This is a genomic window from Flavobacterium paronense, assembly GCF_030409795.1.
Lineage (GTDB): Bacteria > Bacteroidota > Bacteroidia > Flavobacteriales > Flavobacteriaceae > Flavobacterium > Flavobacterium paronense.
Map to the genome: position 1 here is coordinate 650,810 of NZ_JAUFQN010000019.1, position 19,090 is coordinate 669,899.

13 protein-coding genes are annotated in these 19,090 nt (G+C 35.9%); 1 reads left to right on the plus strand and 12 read right to left on the minus strand.

Annotated elements, in window-relative coordinates:
- Nucleotides 1-72: 72 nt before the first annotated feature.
- The 5 genes from QWY90_RS04440 to QWY90_RS04460 all read right to left on the minus strand — a co-directional run bounded on the left by QWY90_RS04440 (nt 73) and on the right by QWY90_RS04460 (nt 7,990).
- Nucleotides 73-798 carry an LOG family protein gene (locus QWY90_RS04440; protein ID WP_290284653.1) on the minus strand — a complete coding sequence of 242 codons (726 nt, stop codon included), beginning with the start codon at nt 796-798 and terminating at the stop codon, nt 73-75.
- A gap of 125 nt (nt 799-923) precedes the next feature.
- Nucleotides 924-3,755: an excinuclease ABC subunit UvrA gene (gene uvrA / locus QWY90_RS04445; RefSeq protein WP_290284654.1), complete on the minus strand. Its 2,832-nt coding sequence runs from the start codon at nt 3,753-3,755 to the stop codon at nt 924-926.
- Between the two features lie 80 nt (nt 3,756-3,835).
- Nucleotides 3,836-5,656: a chloride channel protein gene (locus tag QWY90_RS04450; RefSeq protein WP_290284655.1), complete on the minus strand. Its 1,821-nt coding sequence runs from the start codon at nt 5,654-5,656 to the stop codon at nt 3,836-3,838.
- 69 nt (nt 5,657-5,725) lie between these two features.
- A complete protein-coding gene (gene ggt, locus QWY90_RS04455; RefSeq protein ID WP_290284656.1) occupies nt 5,726-7,396 on the minus strand; it encodes a gamma-glutamyltransferase in 1,671 nt (556 codons plus the stop codon).
- 3 nt (nt 7,397-7,399) lie between these two features.
- Nucleotides 7,400-7,990 carry an acyl carrier protein phosphodiesterase gene (locus QWY90_RS04460; RefSeq protein WP_290284657.1) on the minus strand — a complete coding sequence of 197 codons (591 nt, stop codon included), beginning with the start codon at nt 7,988-7,990 and terminating at the stop codon, nt 7,400-7,402.
- Nucleotides 7,991-8,109: 119 nt separating this feature from the next.
- Here QWY90_RS04460 and glmM point away from each other — a divergent pair, with 119 nt between their 5' ends.
- Nucleotides 8,110-9,510 carry a phosphoglucosamine mutase gene (gene glmM, locus QWY90_RS04465; protein ID WP_290284658.1) on the plus strand — a complete coding sequence of 467 codons (1,401 nt, stop codon included), beginning with the start codon at nt 8,110-8,112 and terminating at the stop codon, nt 9,508-9,510.
- A gap of 31 nt (nt 9,511-9,541) precedes the next feature.
- Here the strand turns inward: glmM and QWY90_RS04470 are convergent, their stop codons facing one another.
- The 7 genes from QWY90_RS04470 to QWY90_RS04500 all read right to left on the minus strand — a co-directional run bounded on the left by QWY90_RS04470 (nt 9,542) and on the right by QWY90_RS04500 (nt 19,036).
- Entirely contained in the window at nt 9,542-10,135 is a 594-nt protein-coding gene (locus QWY90_RS04470) for an SNARE-associated domain-containing protein (protein WP_290284660.1), read from the minus strand.
- A gap of 86 nt (nt 10,136-10,221) precedes the next feature.
- The gene (locus QWY90_RS04475) at nt 10,222-11,547 is read right to left on the minus strand and encodes an amidohydrolase (protein WP_290284661.1); all 1,326 of its coding nucleotides are present in this window, start codon (nt 11,545-11,547) and stop codon (nt 10,222-10,224) included.
- Between the two features lie 77 nt (nt 11,548-11,624).
- A complete protein-coding gene (locus QWY90_RS04480) occupies nt 11,625-13,382 on the minus strand; it encodes a DUF885 domain-containing protein (RefSeq protein ID WP_290284662.1) in 1,758 nt (585 codons plus the stop codon).
- Between the two features lie 70 nt (nt 13,383-13,452).
- Nucleotides 13,453-14,919 carry an oligosaccharide flippase family protein gene (locus tag QWY90_RS04485; protein WP_290284663.1) on the minus strand — a complete coding sequence of 489 codons (1,467 nt, stop codon included), beginning with the start codon at nt 14,917-14,919 and terminating at the stop codon, nt 13,453-13,455.
- Nucleotides 14,920-14,940: 21 nt separating this feature from the next.
- Nucleotides 14,941-16,230, minus strand: a complete 1,290-nt coding sequence (locus QWY90_RS04490; protein ID WP_290284664.1) for a glycosyltransferase family 4 protein — start codon at nt 16,228-16,230, stop codon at nt 14,941-14,943.
- Nucleotides 16,230-18,725 (minus strand): YfhO family protein, encoded by a 2,496-nt coding sequence (locus QWY90_RS04495; RefSeq protein ID WP_290284665.1) that lies wholly within the window; start codon nt 18,723-18,725, stop codon nt 16,230-16,232. The genes QWY90_RS04490 and QWY90_RS04495 overlap by 1 nt, the downstream gene beginning before the upstream one ends.
- Nucleotides 18,726-18,784: 59 nt before the next feature.
- A complete protein-coding gene (locus tag QWY90_RS04500) occupies nt 18,785-19,036 on the minus strand; it encodes a DUF4834 domain-containing protein (protein WP_290284666.1) in 252 nt (83 codons plus the stop codon).
- Between the last annotated feature and the right edge of the window lie 54 nt (nt 19,037-19,090).

Below are 19,090 nucleotides of genomic sequence, written 5' to 3' on the forward strand. Positions count from 1 at the left end.
AGTATAAAGAGAGAAAATATTTTAAAAATTGATTTCAAAAAAAAACGAATTACAAGACTTAAGAAAAAAATGTTAGAAGTTTGGACTCAGATTGTATTTTTTGTAGAAATTATCCAAGGCTTCAACCACTTCATCTTCAGTATCTACAATTTTAATCAAGCTCATGTCGTCAGGATTAGCATTGTTTTCTTTTTCAATCATCACCGTTTTTATCCACTCAAATAATCCTGCCCAATATTCTGATCCAACCAATATGATTGGGAATTTTCCAATTTTTTTAGTCTGAATAAGCGTTACGGCTTCAAACAATTCGTCCAAAGTTCCGAAACCGCCAGGCATAACAACAAAACCTTGCGAATATTTTACAAACATCACTTTACGAACAAAGAAATAGTCAAAATTTAGATTTTTATCTTTATCAATATACGGATTGTAATGTTGCTCAAAAGGCAGTTCAATATTAAGCCCAACTGATGTTCCTTCGCCATTATGAGCACCTTTATTTCCGGCTTCCATTATTCCGGGACCGCCACCAGTGATAACACCATAACCGGCTTTACTTATTTTATAAGCAATTTTTTCGGCTAACAAATAGTATTTGGTATCGGGTTTTGTTCGTGCTGAACCAAAAATAGAGACACAAGGTCCAATTCGCGCCATGCTTTCATAACCATTTACAAACTCGGACATGATTTTAAAAATCGCCCAGGAATCGTTGGTTCTTATTTCGTTCCAGGTTTTTTGTTTTAATTTTTCCTGAATTTTATCATCTTCATTTAGAAAATCTTGTTTCTTCATTTTATACTAATTTTTTATTAGGAGCTATTTCCGGCTTTCCATTACAATCTTTTTAAAATTGCAAGGGTCTAATCCTTGCAATTTAAAAAAGGATTTTCATTACAATCCGGGCTAAAAACAGCCTGCTAAAGTAATTCTTTTTTCAAAAACTCTGCAGTGAAGCTTTTCTTATTCTTTATAATTTCTTCTGGTGTTCCTTTGGCAACAATTTCGCCGCCGGCTTTTCCGCCTTCCGGACCAATATCAATAATATAATCTGCTAATTTAATTACATCCATATTGTGTTCGATAATCAAAACAGAATTGCCTTTCTCTACTAGTTTGTTAATCACATCCATCAGTACCCGAATGTCTTCAAAATGCAAACCAGTCGTAGGTTCATCCATAATGTAAAAGGTGTTTCCGGTATCTTTTTTAGATAATTCTGTTGCCAATTTGATACGTTGCGCTTCACCGCCCGAAAGTGTTGTGCTTTGTTGTCCCAAAGTTATATAACCCAAACCAACATCCTGAATCGTTTTTACTTTTCGATATATTTTCGGTATGTTTTCAAAAAATGGTACCGCTTCATCCACAGTCATATTCAACACATCCGAAATGGATTTTCCTTTGTATCGAATTTCCAAAGTTTCTCTGTTGAAACGCTTTCCCTGACAGGTTTCACATTCAACATAAACATCTGGCAAGAAACTCATTTCAATTGTTCGAACGCCCGAACCTTCGCAGGTTTCACATCTTCCGCCGGAAACGTTGAAACTAAATCTTCCGGCTTTATAACCACGAATCATGGCTTCAGGTGTCATCGTGTACAAACTTCTGATTTCCGAAAAAACATCGGTATATGTCGCCGGATTGGAACGTGGAGTTCTGCCAATCGGACTTTGGTCGATGTCAATTACTTTATCAATATGTTCTAAACCTTCAATTTTTTTATACGGTTGTGGTTTTTTGACGCCATTAAAATAATAAGCATTCAGAATAGGATATAGCGTTTCATTAATCAAAGTTGATTTTCCGCTTCCCGAAACTCCGGTCACGCAAATCAGTTTTCCCAAAGGCAATTCGATGGAAACATTTTTTAGATTATTTCCTGTTGCTCCGGTTAATTTTAGAAACTTTCCGTTTCCCTCACGACGCTTTTTCGGAACCTCAATTTTCATTTCACCGTTCAGATACATGGCCGTCATCGTGTGTTCTTTCAGCAATTCTTTTGGAGTTCCTTTGCTGATGATTTCGCCACCAAATTTTCCGGCTTTTGGTCCGATGTCAATCACATAATCAGCGCGTTCTATCATGTCTTTGTCGTGCTCAACAACCAGAACTGAATTGCCAATATCGCGTAATTGTTCTAACGAATGAATTAGTTTTTCATTGTCTCTTTGATGTAAACCAATACTTGGTTCGTCCAAAATATAAAGTACACCAACCAACTGTGAACCAATTTGTGTTGCCAAACGAATACGCTGTGCTTCACCGCCGGAAAGCGATTTTGAACTCCGATTTATCGATAAATAATTCAGACCAACATTCACTAAAAAGCGTAAACGATCTTTAATTTCTTTGACGATTTCGGTTGCGATGATTTTTTGCTTATCATTCAAATGATTGTCTAAATCCTCAAACCAAGCCGATAATTCTGAGATATCCATAGTCGATAAATCGAAAATGTTTTTCTTGTAAATTCGGAAATACATGGCTTCTTTTTTCAAACGCGAACCATGACATTCTGGACAACTTACTTCGTCCATGAATTCTTTTGCCCAACGTTTTATAGATGTTGACGGACTTTCGTCGTATTGATTTTTGATGAAATGCGAAATTCCTTCAAATTCAATTTTATATTCTTTAGTAATGCCTAATGTTTTCGATTCGACTGAGAATTTTTCCTTTCCACCGTGCAAAATAACTTCCATAGCTTCTTCCGAAATTTTCTCTATGGCGTCAGTTAAAGTGAATTCGAATTTTTCGCCAATGATTTCCATTTGCTTGAACATCCATGAGCTTTTATATTCGCCAAGCGGAGCAAAGCCGCCATTTTTGATAGACAATTTTGGATTTGGAATAATCTTTTTCAGATTGATTTCGTGCACAGTTCCTAATCCTTTACAGACTTCGCAGGCACCTTTCGGTGAATTGAAGGAAAACAAATTCGGTTCCGGATTTTGGTATGAAATTCCAGACGTCGGACACATTAAATTCCGACTGAAATAACGAACTTCATTCGTGTCCTGATCCAAAATCATCAATACATTTTCGCCATGGTACATCGCGGTTTTGATGCTTTCAGTTAAGCGCTTTTCATTATCTTCAGTATTCTCAATTACCATTCTGTCGATGACAATTTCGATATCATGTGTTTTGTAACGATCGAGTTTCATGCCAGGAAGCAAATCCTGAACTTCACCATTGACGCGAACTTTTACAAAACCTTGTTTGGTAATCTGCTGGAACAATTCGGCGTAATGACCTTTTCGGGCACGGATAATTGGAGCTAAAATGTTGATACGTTTCCCAGTGAAATTTTTGATTATCAATTCTTTGATTTGTTCATCCGAATAGGAAACCATTTTCTCGCCAGTTACATAACTGAAAGCTTCTCCAGCACGTGCATATAACAGTCGCAGGAAATCATAAATTTCAGTAATAGTTCCAACAGTAGAACGCGGACTTTTACTCGTAGTTTTTTGTTCGATGGCAATTACAGGAGAAAGTCCATCTATTTTATCAACATCAGGACGTTCTAATCCACCAAGAAATTGACGTGCATAAGCCGAAAACGTTTCGATGTAACGACGTTGCCCTTCGGCGTAAATGGTGTCAAATGCTAAAGACGATTTTCCCGAACCCGAAAGTCCGGTTATAACGACCAATTTTTCTCTGGGAATCGAGATGTCTATATTCTTCAGATTGTGCACTCGGGCACCAAGAACTTCAATCGTATTTTCAGTATCTAGCATAGCATTTTTTGCAAAGCGCAAAGATACTATTTTGGCTTGGAATTTATAGTAATGAGTTAAGAAGTTATTTTTAAAAAAGGTTAATCTATTATCATCTCTTTTAAACGCTGGCGGTAGTTTTCGAGTAGGTCAATTTTAGAAAGGAAACCAAAGTATTTTCCTTTTTGAATTACAGGTAAAATAATAGCATTAGATGCTTCAAATTGCCTCATCACTTTTTCAGGTTTGTCTTCCAGTAGAATAATAGTTTCCGGCTGACTTATAACTTCATTAATAGACATAAATTTCACAGTGTATGGATTGAAAATAACTGCTTTTACAGCTTCAAAATCTATTATACCAATCAGGTTTTTATCTTCATCAACTATGGGAATTATTTTTTGTTCGGTGGTGGAGAAAATCTTTATGGCACTTTCTACTGTGTTATCAAGCGTTAATGTTTTGTATTTTTTTTGAACAAGCTTATAAATATCAATACTTTGCAAAATGTTTTTGTCTTTATCACTTGTGAAAACATCGCCTTTATCGGCCAATGCTTTTACATCCATCGAATGTTTTTCGAATTGTTTGGAAACCGCATAACTCACAGAAGAAACTATCATCAGCGGCACCATCAAATCATAACCACCGGTAATTTCACCGATAAGGAAAATAGCAGTTAAAGGCGCATGAAACAAGCCACTCAGGATTCCGGCCATACCAACGATAGTAAAATTCGCAATTGGTAAATGATGTGTGAAGTTTAGAAGATTAACCGTTTTGGCAACAAAAAAACCAAGGTAGGAACCTACAAAAAGCGAAGGCGCAAAGTTTCCACCATTTCCACCGCTTCCCAATGTTAGTCCAGTAGCAAACGCTTTTAGCAACATCGTAACGCCAACAAACGCCAGTAAAACCCACTCGCTGCTTTTGAATGGTTCGAGCATCGTATTATCCAATAAAATGTTTGGGTTTTTGGACGCCAATGTTTTGATGCTTTCGTAACCTTCCCCAAACAAGGTTGGAAAAAAGAAAATTAAAATTGCCAAGATAGAAGCACCAAACAAGGCTCTTCTATAGCCTTTGTTTCTAAAGGTACCGAAGAATTTTTCAATACGTTGAAAGTTTCGGGCGTGATAAATAGAAGCAAATCCAGCTAAAACTCCGAGTAAAATATAAAAAGGTGTGTTGTGATAATCAAATTTCAAGCTTTGTTCAAAATTTAGTATTGTGTCTGAGCTCAAGGCTACTTTAGAAATCAGGGCACCTGTAGCCGCTGAAATAATAATTGGAATAAAAGCTGAAATCGAAACATCGGTCAAAACAACTTCAATAGCGAATAAAACACCAGCAATGGGCGCATTAAAAGCAGCTCCAATTCCGGCTGCGACACCACAAGCTAATAGTAAAATTCTATCTTTTTGCGATAAATGATATTTCTGTGCGAAGTTGGAACCAAAAGCGGCACCTGTAATTACAATTGGGCTTTCCAATCCGGCAGAACCACCGAGACCAACAGTTAGAGAGCTAGTTACGATTTGAGCGTACATTTGTTTTTTGGGAACGATACCTCCTTTTCGGGCGACAGCGTAAAGTATTTTGGAACTTCCTTTTTCTATGTGATTGTTTAAAAAATTCCGAACAACAAAAACGGTTAATAAAATACCGGCAATCGGCAGTAAACTGTTTATATACGGAAGTTTTAAATAACCATTTATGTCATTAGCCCAAAGGAAAATATTATGGGCAAAACTTTTTAGAATAATTACGGCAAAAGAACATGTGATTGCTACAAGAACACTTGCAAAGTAAATAAAATTACGTTCGCTTAGTTTATCTTTCAAAAGGAAAATTAGATTTTCTGCTCTTCTGAAAATACTTCTGAAAACAATCTTAAAATTGGAAGCTTTAGTCTTCGACATTTGTTCAAATCTTTGAATCTGCTAAAATACTATTTTAAATTATCAATTCTAAAATCAAAATTCAGCAATCTAAAATCCCGCCGCTTTATCATCGCCACGAAAATCAGCTCCGCCTTCAAGTTTTCCGTCAGGTTGTACTAAGATGGCATCTACTTTTCCTAAAACAGGAGCAAATTTTTCATTGATATTATATCCTTTGGATATCAAGTGTTGTAAAGTAGTTTTATCAAATTTATTGGGTTCTACCATGATATCATCCGGCAGCCATTGGTTGTGAAATCTGGGAGAGGCAACAGCTTCTTGCATGGTCATTTTAAATTCATATACATTCAAAATCGTTTGCAATACCGAAGTTATAATTGTGGAACCACCGGGCGAACCTAACAGCATTAATAGTTTTCCGTTTTTCTCAACAATGGTTGGTGTCATCGAACTCAGCATTCTCTTTCTTGGTGCTATGCTATTGGCTTCAGCTCCAACTAAACCGTAAAGATTTGGAACGCCTGGTTTTGCTGAAAAATCATCCATCTGGTCGTTTAAAAAGAAACCTAATTCGTCGCAATACAATTTGGAACCATAAGCATCGTTTAGAGTAGTTGTAACAGCAACGGCATTGCCTTCGGTATCAACAATAGAATAATGTGTGGTTTCCATACTTTCATAAACGGAAACATCTCCGTGGCTTACATCAGCAGAAGTAGTAGCTTTGTCAAAAGAAAAATTTTGCATTCGGTCTTTCAGATAGGTTTCATTCAGTAATTGTTTTTGCGGAATTTTCACGAAATCGGGATCACCGAGAAAATAGTTTCTGTCGGCATAAGCTCTTCGTTCAGCTTCTGCTAAAAGCTGGATGTATTGTGTTGAATTGTGTTTGAAGGTAGAAACATCATAAGGTTCAATCATCTTCATGATTTGCGCCAAAGTAATTCCACCACTTGATGGTGGCGCCATCGAAATAATATTCAATTGTTTGTATCTAAAAGTTATCGGTTTGCGCCAAACGACTTTGTAATCGGCTAAATCTTTCATGGAAATGATGCCTCCTTTTTGTTTCAAAAAAGCGACTAATTTTTTGGCTGTTTTTCCTTTGTAGAACTCGTCTTTTCCGTTTTTCAGAATTTGTTTCAGCGTATTGGCTAAAGCTTGATATTTGATAGTATCACCAACTTTAAATGTTTTATTGTATAAGGTTTTGTTGCCGCTGATTTTAACTATAATGTCACGATATTGATCTAGTTTGACTTTTTCTTTTTCGGTAACAATTATTCCTTTTAAGGCTAAATCAATTGCTGGTTGAAACAAAGTTGCTAAAGGAAGTTTACCAAATTTTTTATGCACTTCAAAAATAGCGGCAACACTTCCTGGAATTCCTACAGATAAAGCGCCATCGGTACTCAACTTTGGAATCAAATTTCCAGATTTATCGAGATACATATTTTCGGAAGCTTTCTGTGGAGCTTTTTCGCGAAAATCTAATGAACCAACATCGCCATTTGCTTTTCGATATACCATAAAACCGCCACCGGAAATGTTTCCGGCATAAGGATAAGCTACGGCTAAAGCCAATTGAGAAGCAATCATAGCATCGAATGCATTACCACCTTTTTTTATAATAGCAACGCCAATTTTGGAAGCTTCTTCTCGTGCCGAAACGACCATCGCTTTATCGGCAATCAATCCATTTTGTTGGGAGAAAATAGAGGAAGGAATAAATAGAAATAATAGGAAAATCTTTTTCATAAATTAACCATTCAATTCTTTTAATTTATCAGCACAATGCTGACGTAATTCTTCAAAAAACAAAGTAAACTCTTGTTCAAATTCGGAGTAAAATTGCTGAAGTTCCACCATGGATTCGTGCATGTCGACACGGTTTTTAGTGCGATGATCCATATGAAACATTATCATTTGCAGACCATCAATTGTGGCATAACTTACCAACCAATTTCTGGCAAACATATAAGGAATCATACTTTTGACTTTGTCTGTCAGGATTTCGTAATGTTCTTTGAGAAGATGGTAAAAGGTGTCTGCATAGACTTCCAGTTTTACATCGGAATAAGTGCTCCAGTTTTTAGCTAGAAAATGGTCATAAAAAATATCCATAATCACACCTGAATAATGGCCGTATTTTTTGTGTAAACGGTGTTTGCTTTGCCTATAAATGGGATGCATATCGGTAAAACTATCTATAGAACGGTGCAGTAGAATTCCTTTTTGAATTTCCATTGGATAAATATCATAGCTATGCCCACGAATGCTGTCCGCCATAAAGTTCCCGATTTTCACCAAATCGTTGTCACCAGAAAGATAAATGTGTGCTAGGAAGTTCATGTGCCTAATTTAGGAATTTTAAATTAGAAATTTTGAATTTTAAATTAGAATTGAAAATTACCATTCTTTATATTTGTAAATATTTAAAATTTCTAATTCAAAATTCATAATAATAAAAAATGACTTTAATAAAATCTATATCAGGAATTCGTGGAACTATTGGCGGAAAAGTTGGAGATAATTTAACGCCTGTTGATGCAGTGAAATTCGCTTCGGCCTATGGGACTTTTTTGAAAAATGGAAGTGGAAAGTTGGAAGATGGAAAAAAATTAAAAGTGGTTATTGGACGTGACGCCAGAATTTCTGGACCAATGATTCACAATTTGGTGATGAATACCTTACTTGGATTAGGCATTGATGTTATCGATTTGGGATTGTCAACAACACCAACCGTTGAAATTGCTGTGCCAATGGAAGCAGCTGATGGTGGAATTATTCTAACGGCATCACACAATCCAAAACAATGGAACGCTTTAAAATTGTTGAATGCCAAAGGTGAATTTTTAAGCGGAAAAGAAGGCGAATTGATATTAGAAATTGCCGAATCCGAAGCTTTTGATTTTTCGGATGTGGATTCTTTGGGAGAAATTACAGTGAATGACGCTTATATGGATATTCATATTGATGAGGTTTTAGATTTGCCTTTAGTGGATGCGGAAGCGGTTGCCAAAAGAAAATTCAAGGTGGTTGTTGATGGCGTAAATTCTTCGGGAGGTATTATTATCCCGAAATTATTGGAGCAAATGGGAGTAAAGTGCGTGAAATTATATTGTGAACCCAACGGACATTTTCCGCATAATCCGGAACCTTTGAAAGAGCATTTAGGCGATATCTGTAAATTGGTTATAGAAGAAAAAGCCGATTTTGGAATTGTAGTTGATCCGGATGTTGACCGTCTGGCTTTCATTTCTAACGATGGTGAAATGTTTGGTGAAGAATATACTTTGGTGACTTGTGCCGATTATGTATTGAGTAAAACTCCAGGAAATACGGTTTCTAACATGTCATCTTCTCGTGCTTTACGCGATATCACAGACAAACATAATGGAAGCTATCAGGCGAGTGCCGTTGGAGAAGTAAATGTTGTTGAGTTGATGAAGAAAACCAATGCAATTATTGGTGGCGAAGGCAACGGTGGAATCATTTATCCGGAATCACATTATGGAAGAGATAGTTTGGTTGGAGTAGCTTTGTTCTTAACGCATTTGGCAAATCTTGATATGACGGTTGCTGAATTGAGAGCATCGTACCCGCAATATTATATGAGCAAAAACAAAATTGAACTGACTCCACAAATTGATGTAGATGCCATTTTGGTTGCCATGACTGAGAAATACAAAAACGAAGACATCACTACTATTGATGGTGTGAAAATCGACTTTGCTGAAAACTGGGTTCATTTAAGAAAATCGAATACAGAGCCAATTATCAGGATTTATACTGAAGCGCAAACGCAACAATTAGCAGACGATTTGGCTATTAGGATTATTGACGAAATAAAAGCTGTCGCTGGATTATAAAAAGAAACCCTTTCTAATCGGAAAGGGTTTTTTATTTAAAGACTTTAAATTTGAGTAAAAATTTCTTTTTCTGAATTAACGTACGCCAATCAATAAATATAAGCGCAAATAGAAGCAATAAAGAAGCAAGAAACCCACTAATAGATTGCCATGAAATAATATGATTCTCTATGGTTTCGATATTTTCTGAGGCAAATTTCCCAAATGAAAGCGCTATTGTATCACTGATAAATTTACCCACAAAGAAAGCCGGAATAATATACAATGGACTAATTTTCGACATTCCGCCTGCCACAAAAAGAGGCGTTGTTGGAAGCGGTAAGAGTGAATAAGCAATAATTACTAACTGGCTTTTCCATCCTTTTTCTTTTAATTTTTTACCAAGGAACATAATATCCTCATTTTTTGCCGGTTTAAAATATTTGTCTGAAATGAATGGTATATATAAGGTGAGAATATAGCGCCCCAATATAGAACCAGCCACTCCAATACAAATAGATGCCCATAGATTTAAATGGAAAAAAATTTGCAAAAAAAGCATAATAGTAAATGCCGGAAGAAATGGGAACGGAACAATGTCAAACAACAAAGCACCCAAGAAAACTAAACAATATTGCCACCACATTATCTTTATGATTTGATATGGCTAATTTACGATATATAATTATGAGATTTGTTATAGCAATACTATTTCCGGTCGAAAAGATTTATTTATTTCTTATTCATTTCCATATAATCCAACACCAAATTGGATAATGCTTTTAGTCCGGTTTTGAATGCACTATCATCGATTATAAATGTTGGAGTGTGATGTGGTCCTGAGGTTTTAGCATCGGCGCCTTTTGGTAAACCACCAATAAAAAAGTAGATACCTGGCACTTTTTGTTGGAAGAAAGAGAAATCTTCAGCACCAGTAATTGCAGGTACTAATCGGACATTTTCTATACCAGCTGATTTTTGTAGTGTAGGCAACATTGCTGCTGTTAGTTTTTCGTTATTGAAAGTAACTGGATAATAGTGTTCATAAGGCAATATTACATCTGCAGTTGCTCCGGCAGCTTCAGCCGTTTTTTCGGCAATTTGTCTTATTCGACTGTAGATGAATTTTTCATCATCATCTGTAAACGTTCTTACCGTTCCTAGCATTTCTACATTTTCTGAAATAATATTGTCACGGTTGCCCCCATGAATAGAGGCGATTGTGACCACCGCAGGATTTTGTGTTATGTTAACATTACGGCTAACAATAGTTTGTAAGTTATTAATTATTTGAGCAGCGACTACAATAGGGTCAACCGCCAGCCAAGGTTGTGCCCCATGAGATGGTTTTCCGTTTACTGTTATTTTTACAGTTCCAACGGCTGCCATGAAACCACCAGGACGATAATTAATTTTACCTACTTCAGTCTGGGCGGCCATGTGCAGCCCAAAGATCACATCTACTTTTGGGTTTTCCATTACTCCTTCTTTTATCATTAATGCTGCTCCACCTTCTTCTCCGGCAGGAACACCTTCTTCGGCTGGCTGAAAGATAAATTTCACACTTCCTTTTAATTCTTTTTTCATACCGGAAAGTATTTCTGCAACTCCCATTAAAATAGCTACATGCGCGTCGTGACCGCAAGCGTGCATCACCGAAGTTTCTTTTCCGTTGTACATGGTTTTTACTTTGGAACAATAAGGCAAATTGTTTTTTTCTTCTACTGGTAATGCATCCATATCGGCGCGAAGTGCTACTACCGGTCCGGGTTTGTCTCCTTTTAAAATACCGACTACGCCTGTGATTCCGACTCCGGTTTTTACTTCAATACCTAACGATTGCAATTGTTTCGCAATTATAGCTCCAGTTCTGACTTCATGATTTCCAAGTTCCGGATGTTCGTGAAAATCGTGTCGCCAGGCGATTACTTTGGATTCTATTTTGTCGGCAGCAGCACTTACAGCGGTTTCGTGATTCGTTTTTTGAGCATTTCCATTAGAAACACACAAAAGGGTAATAATAAAAAACTGGATTGAAAATAGTTTGTTGGTTTTCATAATGTAATGTTTTGTAGGCTAATATAATAAAAAAAAAGCACTCCATTAGGAATGCCTTTAGTGTGATTTGCTAAAAATTAGTCTAACATTCGCTCTCGAATATATTTCACAGGCGAACTACCAAAGCTTAAGAATTTCTCGTGGAAATCTTTCAAACTATACTTGTTACCCATTTTCTTTTTATAGTCATCTCTCAATTGTTGGATGGCTGTTGAACCGCTGAAATAGGAACAAAGCTGTACTTGCGAAACAGTAGCTCTGTGGTATTTCTCTTCAACTTGTTGATCGGTTTGAAAACATTCTTTCGATAATAATTTTACAATGTCTTCTTTAGGTTTGTTTAAGCATTGAATATCGTAATCAATAATCACATTGGCTAACTCACGAAGTTTCCAAACGCCCAATGCCAACTCGATTTCAGGCTCGTGATTTCCCCAACCATTTTCTACCATCATACCTTCAGTATATACAGCCCAGCCTTCGATCATAGCGCCATTTTGGAATACAGAACGCAATACATCTGGTGATTTTTTGTTGTTGTAAATTCCTTGTAAGCAATGCCCGGGAACGGCTTCGTGGATGGATAATATCTGAGAAGAATAAGTATTGGTTTCGCGCAAAGCACTTTCCGCTTTAGCTGGCGAATATTGGGTTACGTCATCAATATTGTAATAGGTTGTTCCCTTTTTTTGATAGGGTGGAATAAATTCAGCGCTTGCCAATGCAAAACCTCGGGCGTATTCCGGCATGTAGCGAACTACAATTGGAGTAGAGGCAGTATCAAAATCGAATAGGTTTTTCTCGATAATGAATTTTTTCAAATCAGTTACTTGTTTTTTTAGCGTTGGATAAAAATTAGCCGGTGTAGCGTGATTGTCCTGCATTTTGCTTAATACCATTCGGATTACGTCTAAACTGTCTTTTGGTTTAACTTGTGTTGGATAGTATTTTGTCCACACTTTATCGGCTGTAACATACATTTTATTGTGCCACATTTTCTTATCGGCTACAGCCTTGTCATAAATCTGTTCCGGGGTAAAATCGGTGGCTAAGTCGTATTTGAATTTTTCGGCAAACAGTTTTTTACCAATTCTGTAATCTTTGAATTTGAAGTTTTTGTCTTCATCGATTTTTTGCAAACCTTTTACATAATCAACCATTGCAGTCAATGCTTTTGTGATATTTTTTTCCAGCACATCTTTTTCGGCCGAATTCAAATGAGAAGCCGCAATCGAATCGAAAAGTGATTTGCCAAACAACTGCATTCCACCTCTGTTTTGATTGATAGCCATTTCCAAATGCTCTTTGGTTGGTTGTTTCAAATTCTCCAGAGCCGCTTTGTAATACGCATCCGAATTCTCCAGATATTTAGTTAGGATTTTCAAGCGTTCATCCAAAGGCGCATACGGCTGATTGATTATATAATCGCAAGAACTGCTGATATTGTATACAGAAGCATCCCATTCTTGTTGTTTAAAAACGGTTATGTACCAAATATCGCTTTCCAACTGGTTTTTGATAATGTTACTACTGATTTTGTTGTTGTCGCTTAGTTTGTCATATTCCAAAGCGTCTAAATCGGCTAACCATTTTTTAGAAAAGGCAACATTGTTTTCAAAAGTAGCTGCGTTTGGCACAACTAATTTGTCATAATATTTGCCATAACCCTGAGCTATAGAACCCGAAGGATATTGTTTCCAATACGCATCTAGAAATTTGGTTTCAAATGACGCGAAGTCTGCATCTGTATTGCTGTTGTTTTCTTTTTTATCAGATTTACAACTAACGAGTGTAATGGTAAGAAAAACAAGAAGTCCTACAAGTGTTTTTTTCATGAGTTTGGTTGAATTAATTAATTTTGGATTACGAATTTACAAAAAAATCCGAAGTAATTATGTCAAAAAATTAAAACAACTTCACTTTTTCTATAACATTTTCAATGACATTATTTACCTCTTCGGAGATTTTCAGTTTGTAGTTCAGATATACGTATAAAGCTCCAACTAAAACCGATTTTAAACCGATATTAATGATAGCATGAAAAGAGAAATCCCAGAAGTAAAACAACAAGAAACAAACTGCTAAAATCCCAAGCGATTCGAGTGTTTTATTGCTAAACGGATATAAATCCATTTTCTTAACCACAAACAAAAGTTTGATTGTATTGTAAATCATCACCGTAATTAAAGTTGCAAAAGCGGAACCTTCAATGCCATAAAGTGGAATAAAAATCATGTTCAAAACAATCATCAATACGACGGTAAAAACTCCGAATAACAAAACCGTTCGATAGTGTTTCGTATTGACAATTATCGAATTGTTATTGCCTAATAAAACATCATAGAATTTAGATAATCCAATTAGGAAAACTACTAAAATCTCACCGCTGTAATCTTTTGGAATAAGATGATACATTTCTTTTATGTTTACAAAAATCAGTATCATAATAAACCCACCAATAACCTGCAGATTGATGGCACTTTTTTTATACAAATCGTTAAGCTCGTCGTGTTTGTTTTCGGTCATCAATTTAGCTGTTATTGGCGCAATTATTTGTGTCATGGCCCGACTTGGAACTGCAATAACGGTTGAGATAAAAATCGCTACAGCATATAAGGCATTTTGCCCAATGTCTTTGTATTGTGGAATCATCACTTTGTCGAAATCGACTAGCATCACAGCAACGCCACCGGAAACAATAATGAAAGAAGAATACTGAACGATTTCTTTAATGTTTTTTGGAATGACCAATCTGAATATCGGCATTTTTACCGAAATCGCATAAAGTTTCATACCAATTAATTGTGCAAAATAGGCGAGTGCGAGACAATAAACGAAAGTGTCTTTGTCCAACCAATTAAAATGCACACCAATGAGTAAAATCATCACGATTAAACGGACCAAGACTTCGCTGATGAAATTTCCAATTACGGATTGCATATGGACTTTTGCCCAAGCATAAAACACTTCGAAATACGCCATCAACAAACCTATAACCGGAATCAACCAAAAGAAAGGTTTTAGTGTTGGGTTTTCCTCAATCCAACTGTGTGAAATACCATCGTAAAAAAAACCAAACCCTAATCCGAGTGGAATAATTAAAGCCAATGGAAGAAACAACATGAAGGTTAAAAACTCATCTCGCTCTTTCTGATTTTTATACGAAGAAAAGAATCGGATTAACGTATTCTGTGCTCCAAAAGCCATCAAAGGCATCATGATATTAGCACCAGAAAGCACAGTGGCTACAATTCCGTAATGGAGTTTACCGAGAAAGTTAGTGTATAAAAACAACGCATTAACAGCACCAATTCCGAAGCCAAGGAACGTGATAATGGTGTTTTTAATAGATTGACTTTGAACGATTCCCATGTTGGAATTACGAATTAGAAATTACGAAGTTAGGAGTTTTGCAAGTTGTTCAGTTAATTTTTTTCTGGAATATTGCTGCAAACCAACAGTATTAACTTTCAGGTTTTGGTTTTGATATTCCAGATAGTATTTCAAAAGTAGTGCTTTTAACTTCTCTTTTTCGTCATAGGTAAAGAAAACCCCGGTATTGGTTGTGATGATGATTTCGGCAAAATCAGATCCTTCAGGACCAATGGCAATAATAGGTCTTTCAGAAACCATATATTCAAAAAGTTTTCCGGGAATGATGCTTTTGGTAGCTTTGGAATTGATTTCGATTAACAATAAAACTTGCGATTTACGTTGGTGTTCAACCGCTTCCTGATGTGAAACATAACCGAGATTCTGCACATAATCATTCAATTGAAATGAAGCAATCGTATCCAAAACTTCCTGACTTGTGGCTCCAATTAATTTCAAACGGAAATCATTTTTGAAGTCGGCACTTTCAGAAACTAATTCCTGTAATGCTTGCCAAAGGATTTTTGGATTTCTTTCCGATAGAAACGAACCAATATGTGCTAAAGTGAATTTTTCATCTAAAGTTTGTTTCTCGATTTTTTCTATATCATAACCGTTTGTAATCACTTCAATTGGTTTTGAAGTTATTGCTTCAAATTCGGTTTTGGTGGTTTTGCTCGTTACTATAATTGTATCGGCTGAGGTTAGTACTTCTTTCTCGAGAGCTTTATGTTTCTTTTCGGCATATGAAGATAATTTCAAAGCTTTATGATAACCAATTGTTGTCCATGGATCACGGAAATCAGCGAACCATTTTACGTTTAAATCTTTTTTTAATTGTAAACCGATTAAATGTAAACTATGCGGCGGACCAGAAGTTACTATCGTGTCAATATGATTTTCTTCGATATATTTTTTCAAATACTTTACGGAAGGTTTTACCCAAAGAAAACGCGCATCGGGAATAAAAAGATTACCACGAACCCAAAGCAGAGTTTTCTCTAAAAAAGATTGTTTCTTTTTATTTGGAATAATTCCGGAACTGATTTTCTTGGTTTTGTTTTTTCCAAAAAAGGAAGCTAGTCCATAAGGTTCAAAGATTTTGTTTTTTAAGATAATAGCCTTTTCCGAAACTTCACTTTCCAAACCTTTATCTATAATTGGATAGGTAGGATTTTCGGGAATGTAAACAATCGGCTGAATGTTGAAATCGGATAAATATTTGACAAATTTTAACCAACGTTGCACTCCGGGACCACCAGCTGGCGGCCAATAATAGGTGATGATTAAAAGTTTTTTAGGTGCTGACATTACGTCTTTTTTCTGTTGTCAAAATAGACTCCTGTAATAATAACCAATACCATCACAATGAAGCTAATCAACGCAATTGTACTTCCTGTTTTTACAACCTGAGGTTCAAACTTGAATTCGATAGTGTGTTTGCCTTTTGGAATTTCCATTCCACGTAAAGTGTAATCAACTTTATCAATTGTGCTTCCTTTTCCATCAATAGTCGCTTTCCATCCATCTTTATAATAAATTTCAGAAAAAACGGCATATCCATTACTTGAACTATTAGAAGTATAGATTAAATGATTTGGTTTGTATAAATCTAGCTTAATAGTTGACAAACTATCTTTAATATAAGGTAATGGGATATCAAGAAATTTTTGCGAAACATCTTTACGTCTTACTGCAACATCTTTGGTTTCGATTTTGCCTAAAGCGTTAATTTCGTCATTAGCCGTGTTAACAGATATTATTTTTGAAATAAACCAGGCATTACCATTATGAAACGGATTTACAATTGGAATATCGCCTTTTTCTGTACCAACGATTAAATATTTAATGTTAAACGCATTGAGAACCGGAAGGTTTTTGGTGATAGAAAGTGTTTTTGGATCGATGATGCTTCCCAAATCCCCAATGCTTGGTTCAATTAGGTATTCATAAACTTCTTTGAAACGTCTTGGCATAACCGCGCTATAACCACCAATAGATTTATGGAAATAAGAAGAACGTGGACTATAAATTCCACCGGCAACTTCATACACTCTAAAGTTGGTTGTGTCCTGAAGAATCAAAGAATCGGCTTGTGTTGGTTGGTATGGAATGTCAACTTCTTGAGCACTTCTGAATTGTTGTCCATCATTGCTCAAATAATTTTTATCTACAAAGAACAAATCGCCAACCATAAATACACCAACCAAAATCACAGCAGTGTTTGCTGCCAATTTGTTTTTGATATAGAGATAAAGTACACCAAATGAAATGGCAATCAAAAATCCCGAACGCAACAAATCGGCAGCATACAAATCTTTTCGGTCTTCTTTGAGTGCATCTATAAATTGTGGTCCGAATGTCTTATCTGGATGTTGCTTTAAAGCTTCAATTAACTGACTGTCAATTTCGCCTACAAAGTGGAACATGCTTTTACATATAAAAAGCAAGACAATAATTCCTAAAGTTGTTGCTCCAGTTTTCCATAAGCTTTTCCAGCGATTTTCTTCATCGGTAAAGAAAGACTGTAAGCCCATAATAGCTAAAACAGGAATACATAATTCCAATAAAACCTGAATAGAAGAAACCGCCCTAAATTTATCATACATCGGAACATAATCAATAAAGAAGTCTGTCAAGAATGATAAATTTTTTCCCCACGAAAGCAATAAGGAGAAAATCGCTCCGGCAACGAAAGCATATTTTATTTTGCGTTTGTCGTGGTATAATGCCAATACAAAAAGGAAGAATACCACAGCGCCAATATAGGCTGGTGCCGCTACTTGTGGTTGGTCACCCCAATAAGTTACGGCATAATTATCAGTAAGTTCTTTTGCTTCTTCCGGTGATGCTCCATAGTTGAGGATGAAATTATAAACATGTGAATCTTCGGTAAGTTTTTCATTGTTTCCACCACCAAATAATCTTGGAGAAAATAAGTTTAGACTTTCTATAATACCATAGCTGTATTCGGTTATATAGCTTCTATCCATGGATATGTTAGCTTCTTTTTTAGTACCATCGGTGTTGAATGTCAGTTCGCTTTTTCCGCGTGTACTAAAGTCGGTGTATTCTTTGGTTGCCATCAAACTTGTGGCATTTACACCAACGGCTAAAATGATAGCCAAGGCAAATGTTCCTATAATTTTTGGTAAAGATTTCAAATCTTTTTCCTGATATAATTGATACACAAAGAAGAATCCCATCACTATCAAAAGCAGTAGCAGGTAATAAGTCATCTGAAAGTGATTAGCAGTAATTTCTAAAGCAACAGCCAGCATCGTTAAAATTCCACCATGCAAATATCTCTTTCTGAAAACCAAAATAAAACCAGCAACTACAAATGGCATATAACCAATAGCATGAGCTTTGGCGTTATGTCCAACACCAAGAATGACAATCAGATAGGTGGATAATCCAAAAGCGAGTGCGCCAAAAAAGGCCTTTAACGGATCAACTTTAAAGACTAACATCAAAGCATAAAATCCTAAAAAGTAAAGGAATAAATAATCCGCCGGACGTGGAAGAAACCGAATAGCATTATCCAGCATTCCAATATAATCATTCGGATAGTTTGCTCCCGATTGATAGGTTGGCATCCCACCAAACGATGAATTTGTCCAATACGGTTCGGTATGATTTTCGGCTCTGAAATCAATTTGTTCTTTGGCCATTCCGGTATATTTTGCAATATCAGATTGGTAGATTTTTTTGCCTTGAATAATAGGATAGAAGTAAACTAATGAGATAACAATAAAACCAATGATGGCTAATAGATGCGGATATAACTTTTGAAGTTGCTTCATTTAAATTGGTTGATGGTTTATAGTTTATTGTTCATCGTTCAAATACTGAACACTAAAAATTAGTCTATTTCTTCAAAATCAACGTAGTCGCCAACGATTTTTTTCTCCTTTGGTTTTTCTGTGGTTTGATTTTGAGTGGTATTTTGGTTTTGATAATTTTGTTGCTGTTGTTGAAATTGTTGGGATGCTTTTTCAACTACTTTTTTAGCTAAAACAGGTAAAAACAAGCGTGCTAAAAACTTCACTACATAATAAAAAATGATAATGAATAAAATAGTGTCGATGAGTCCCTGAAAAGATGCGGTTTCCATTGAATAAATAATTTTGGTCAAAAATACTAAATTCCACAATTTAAAATTCGCTTT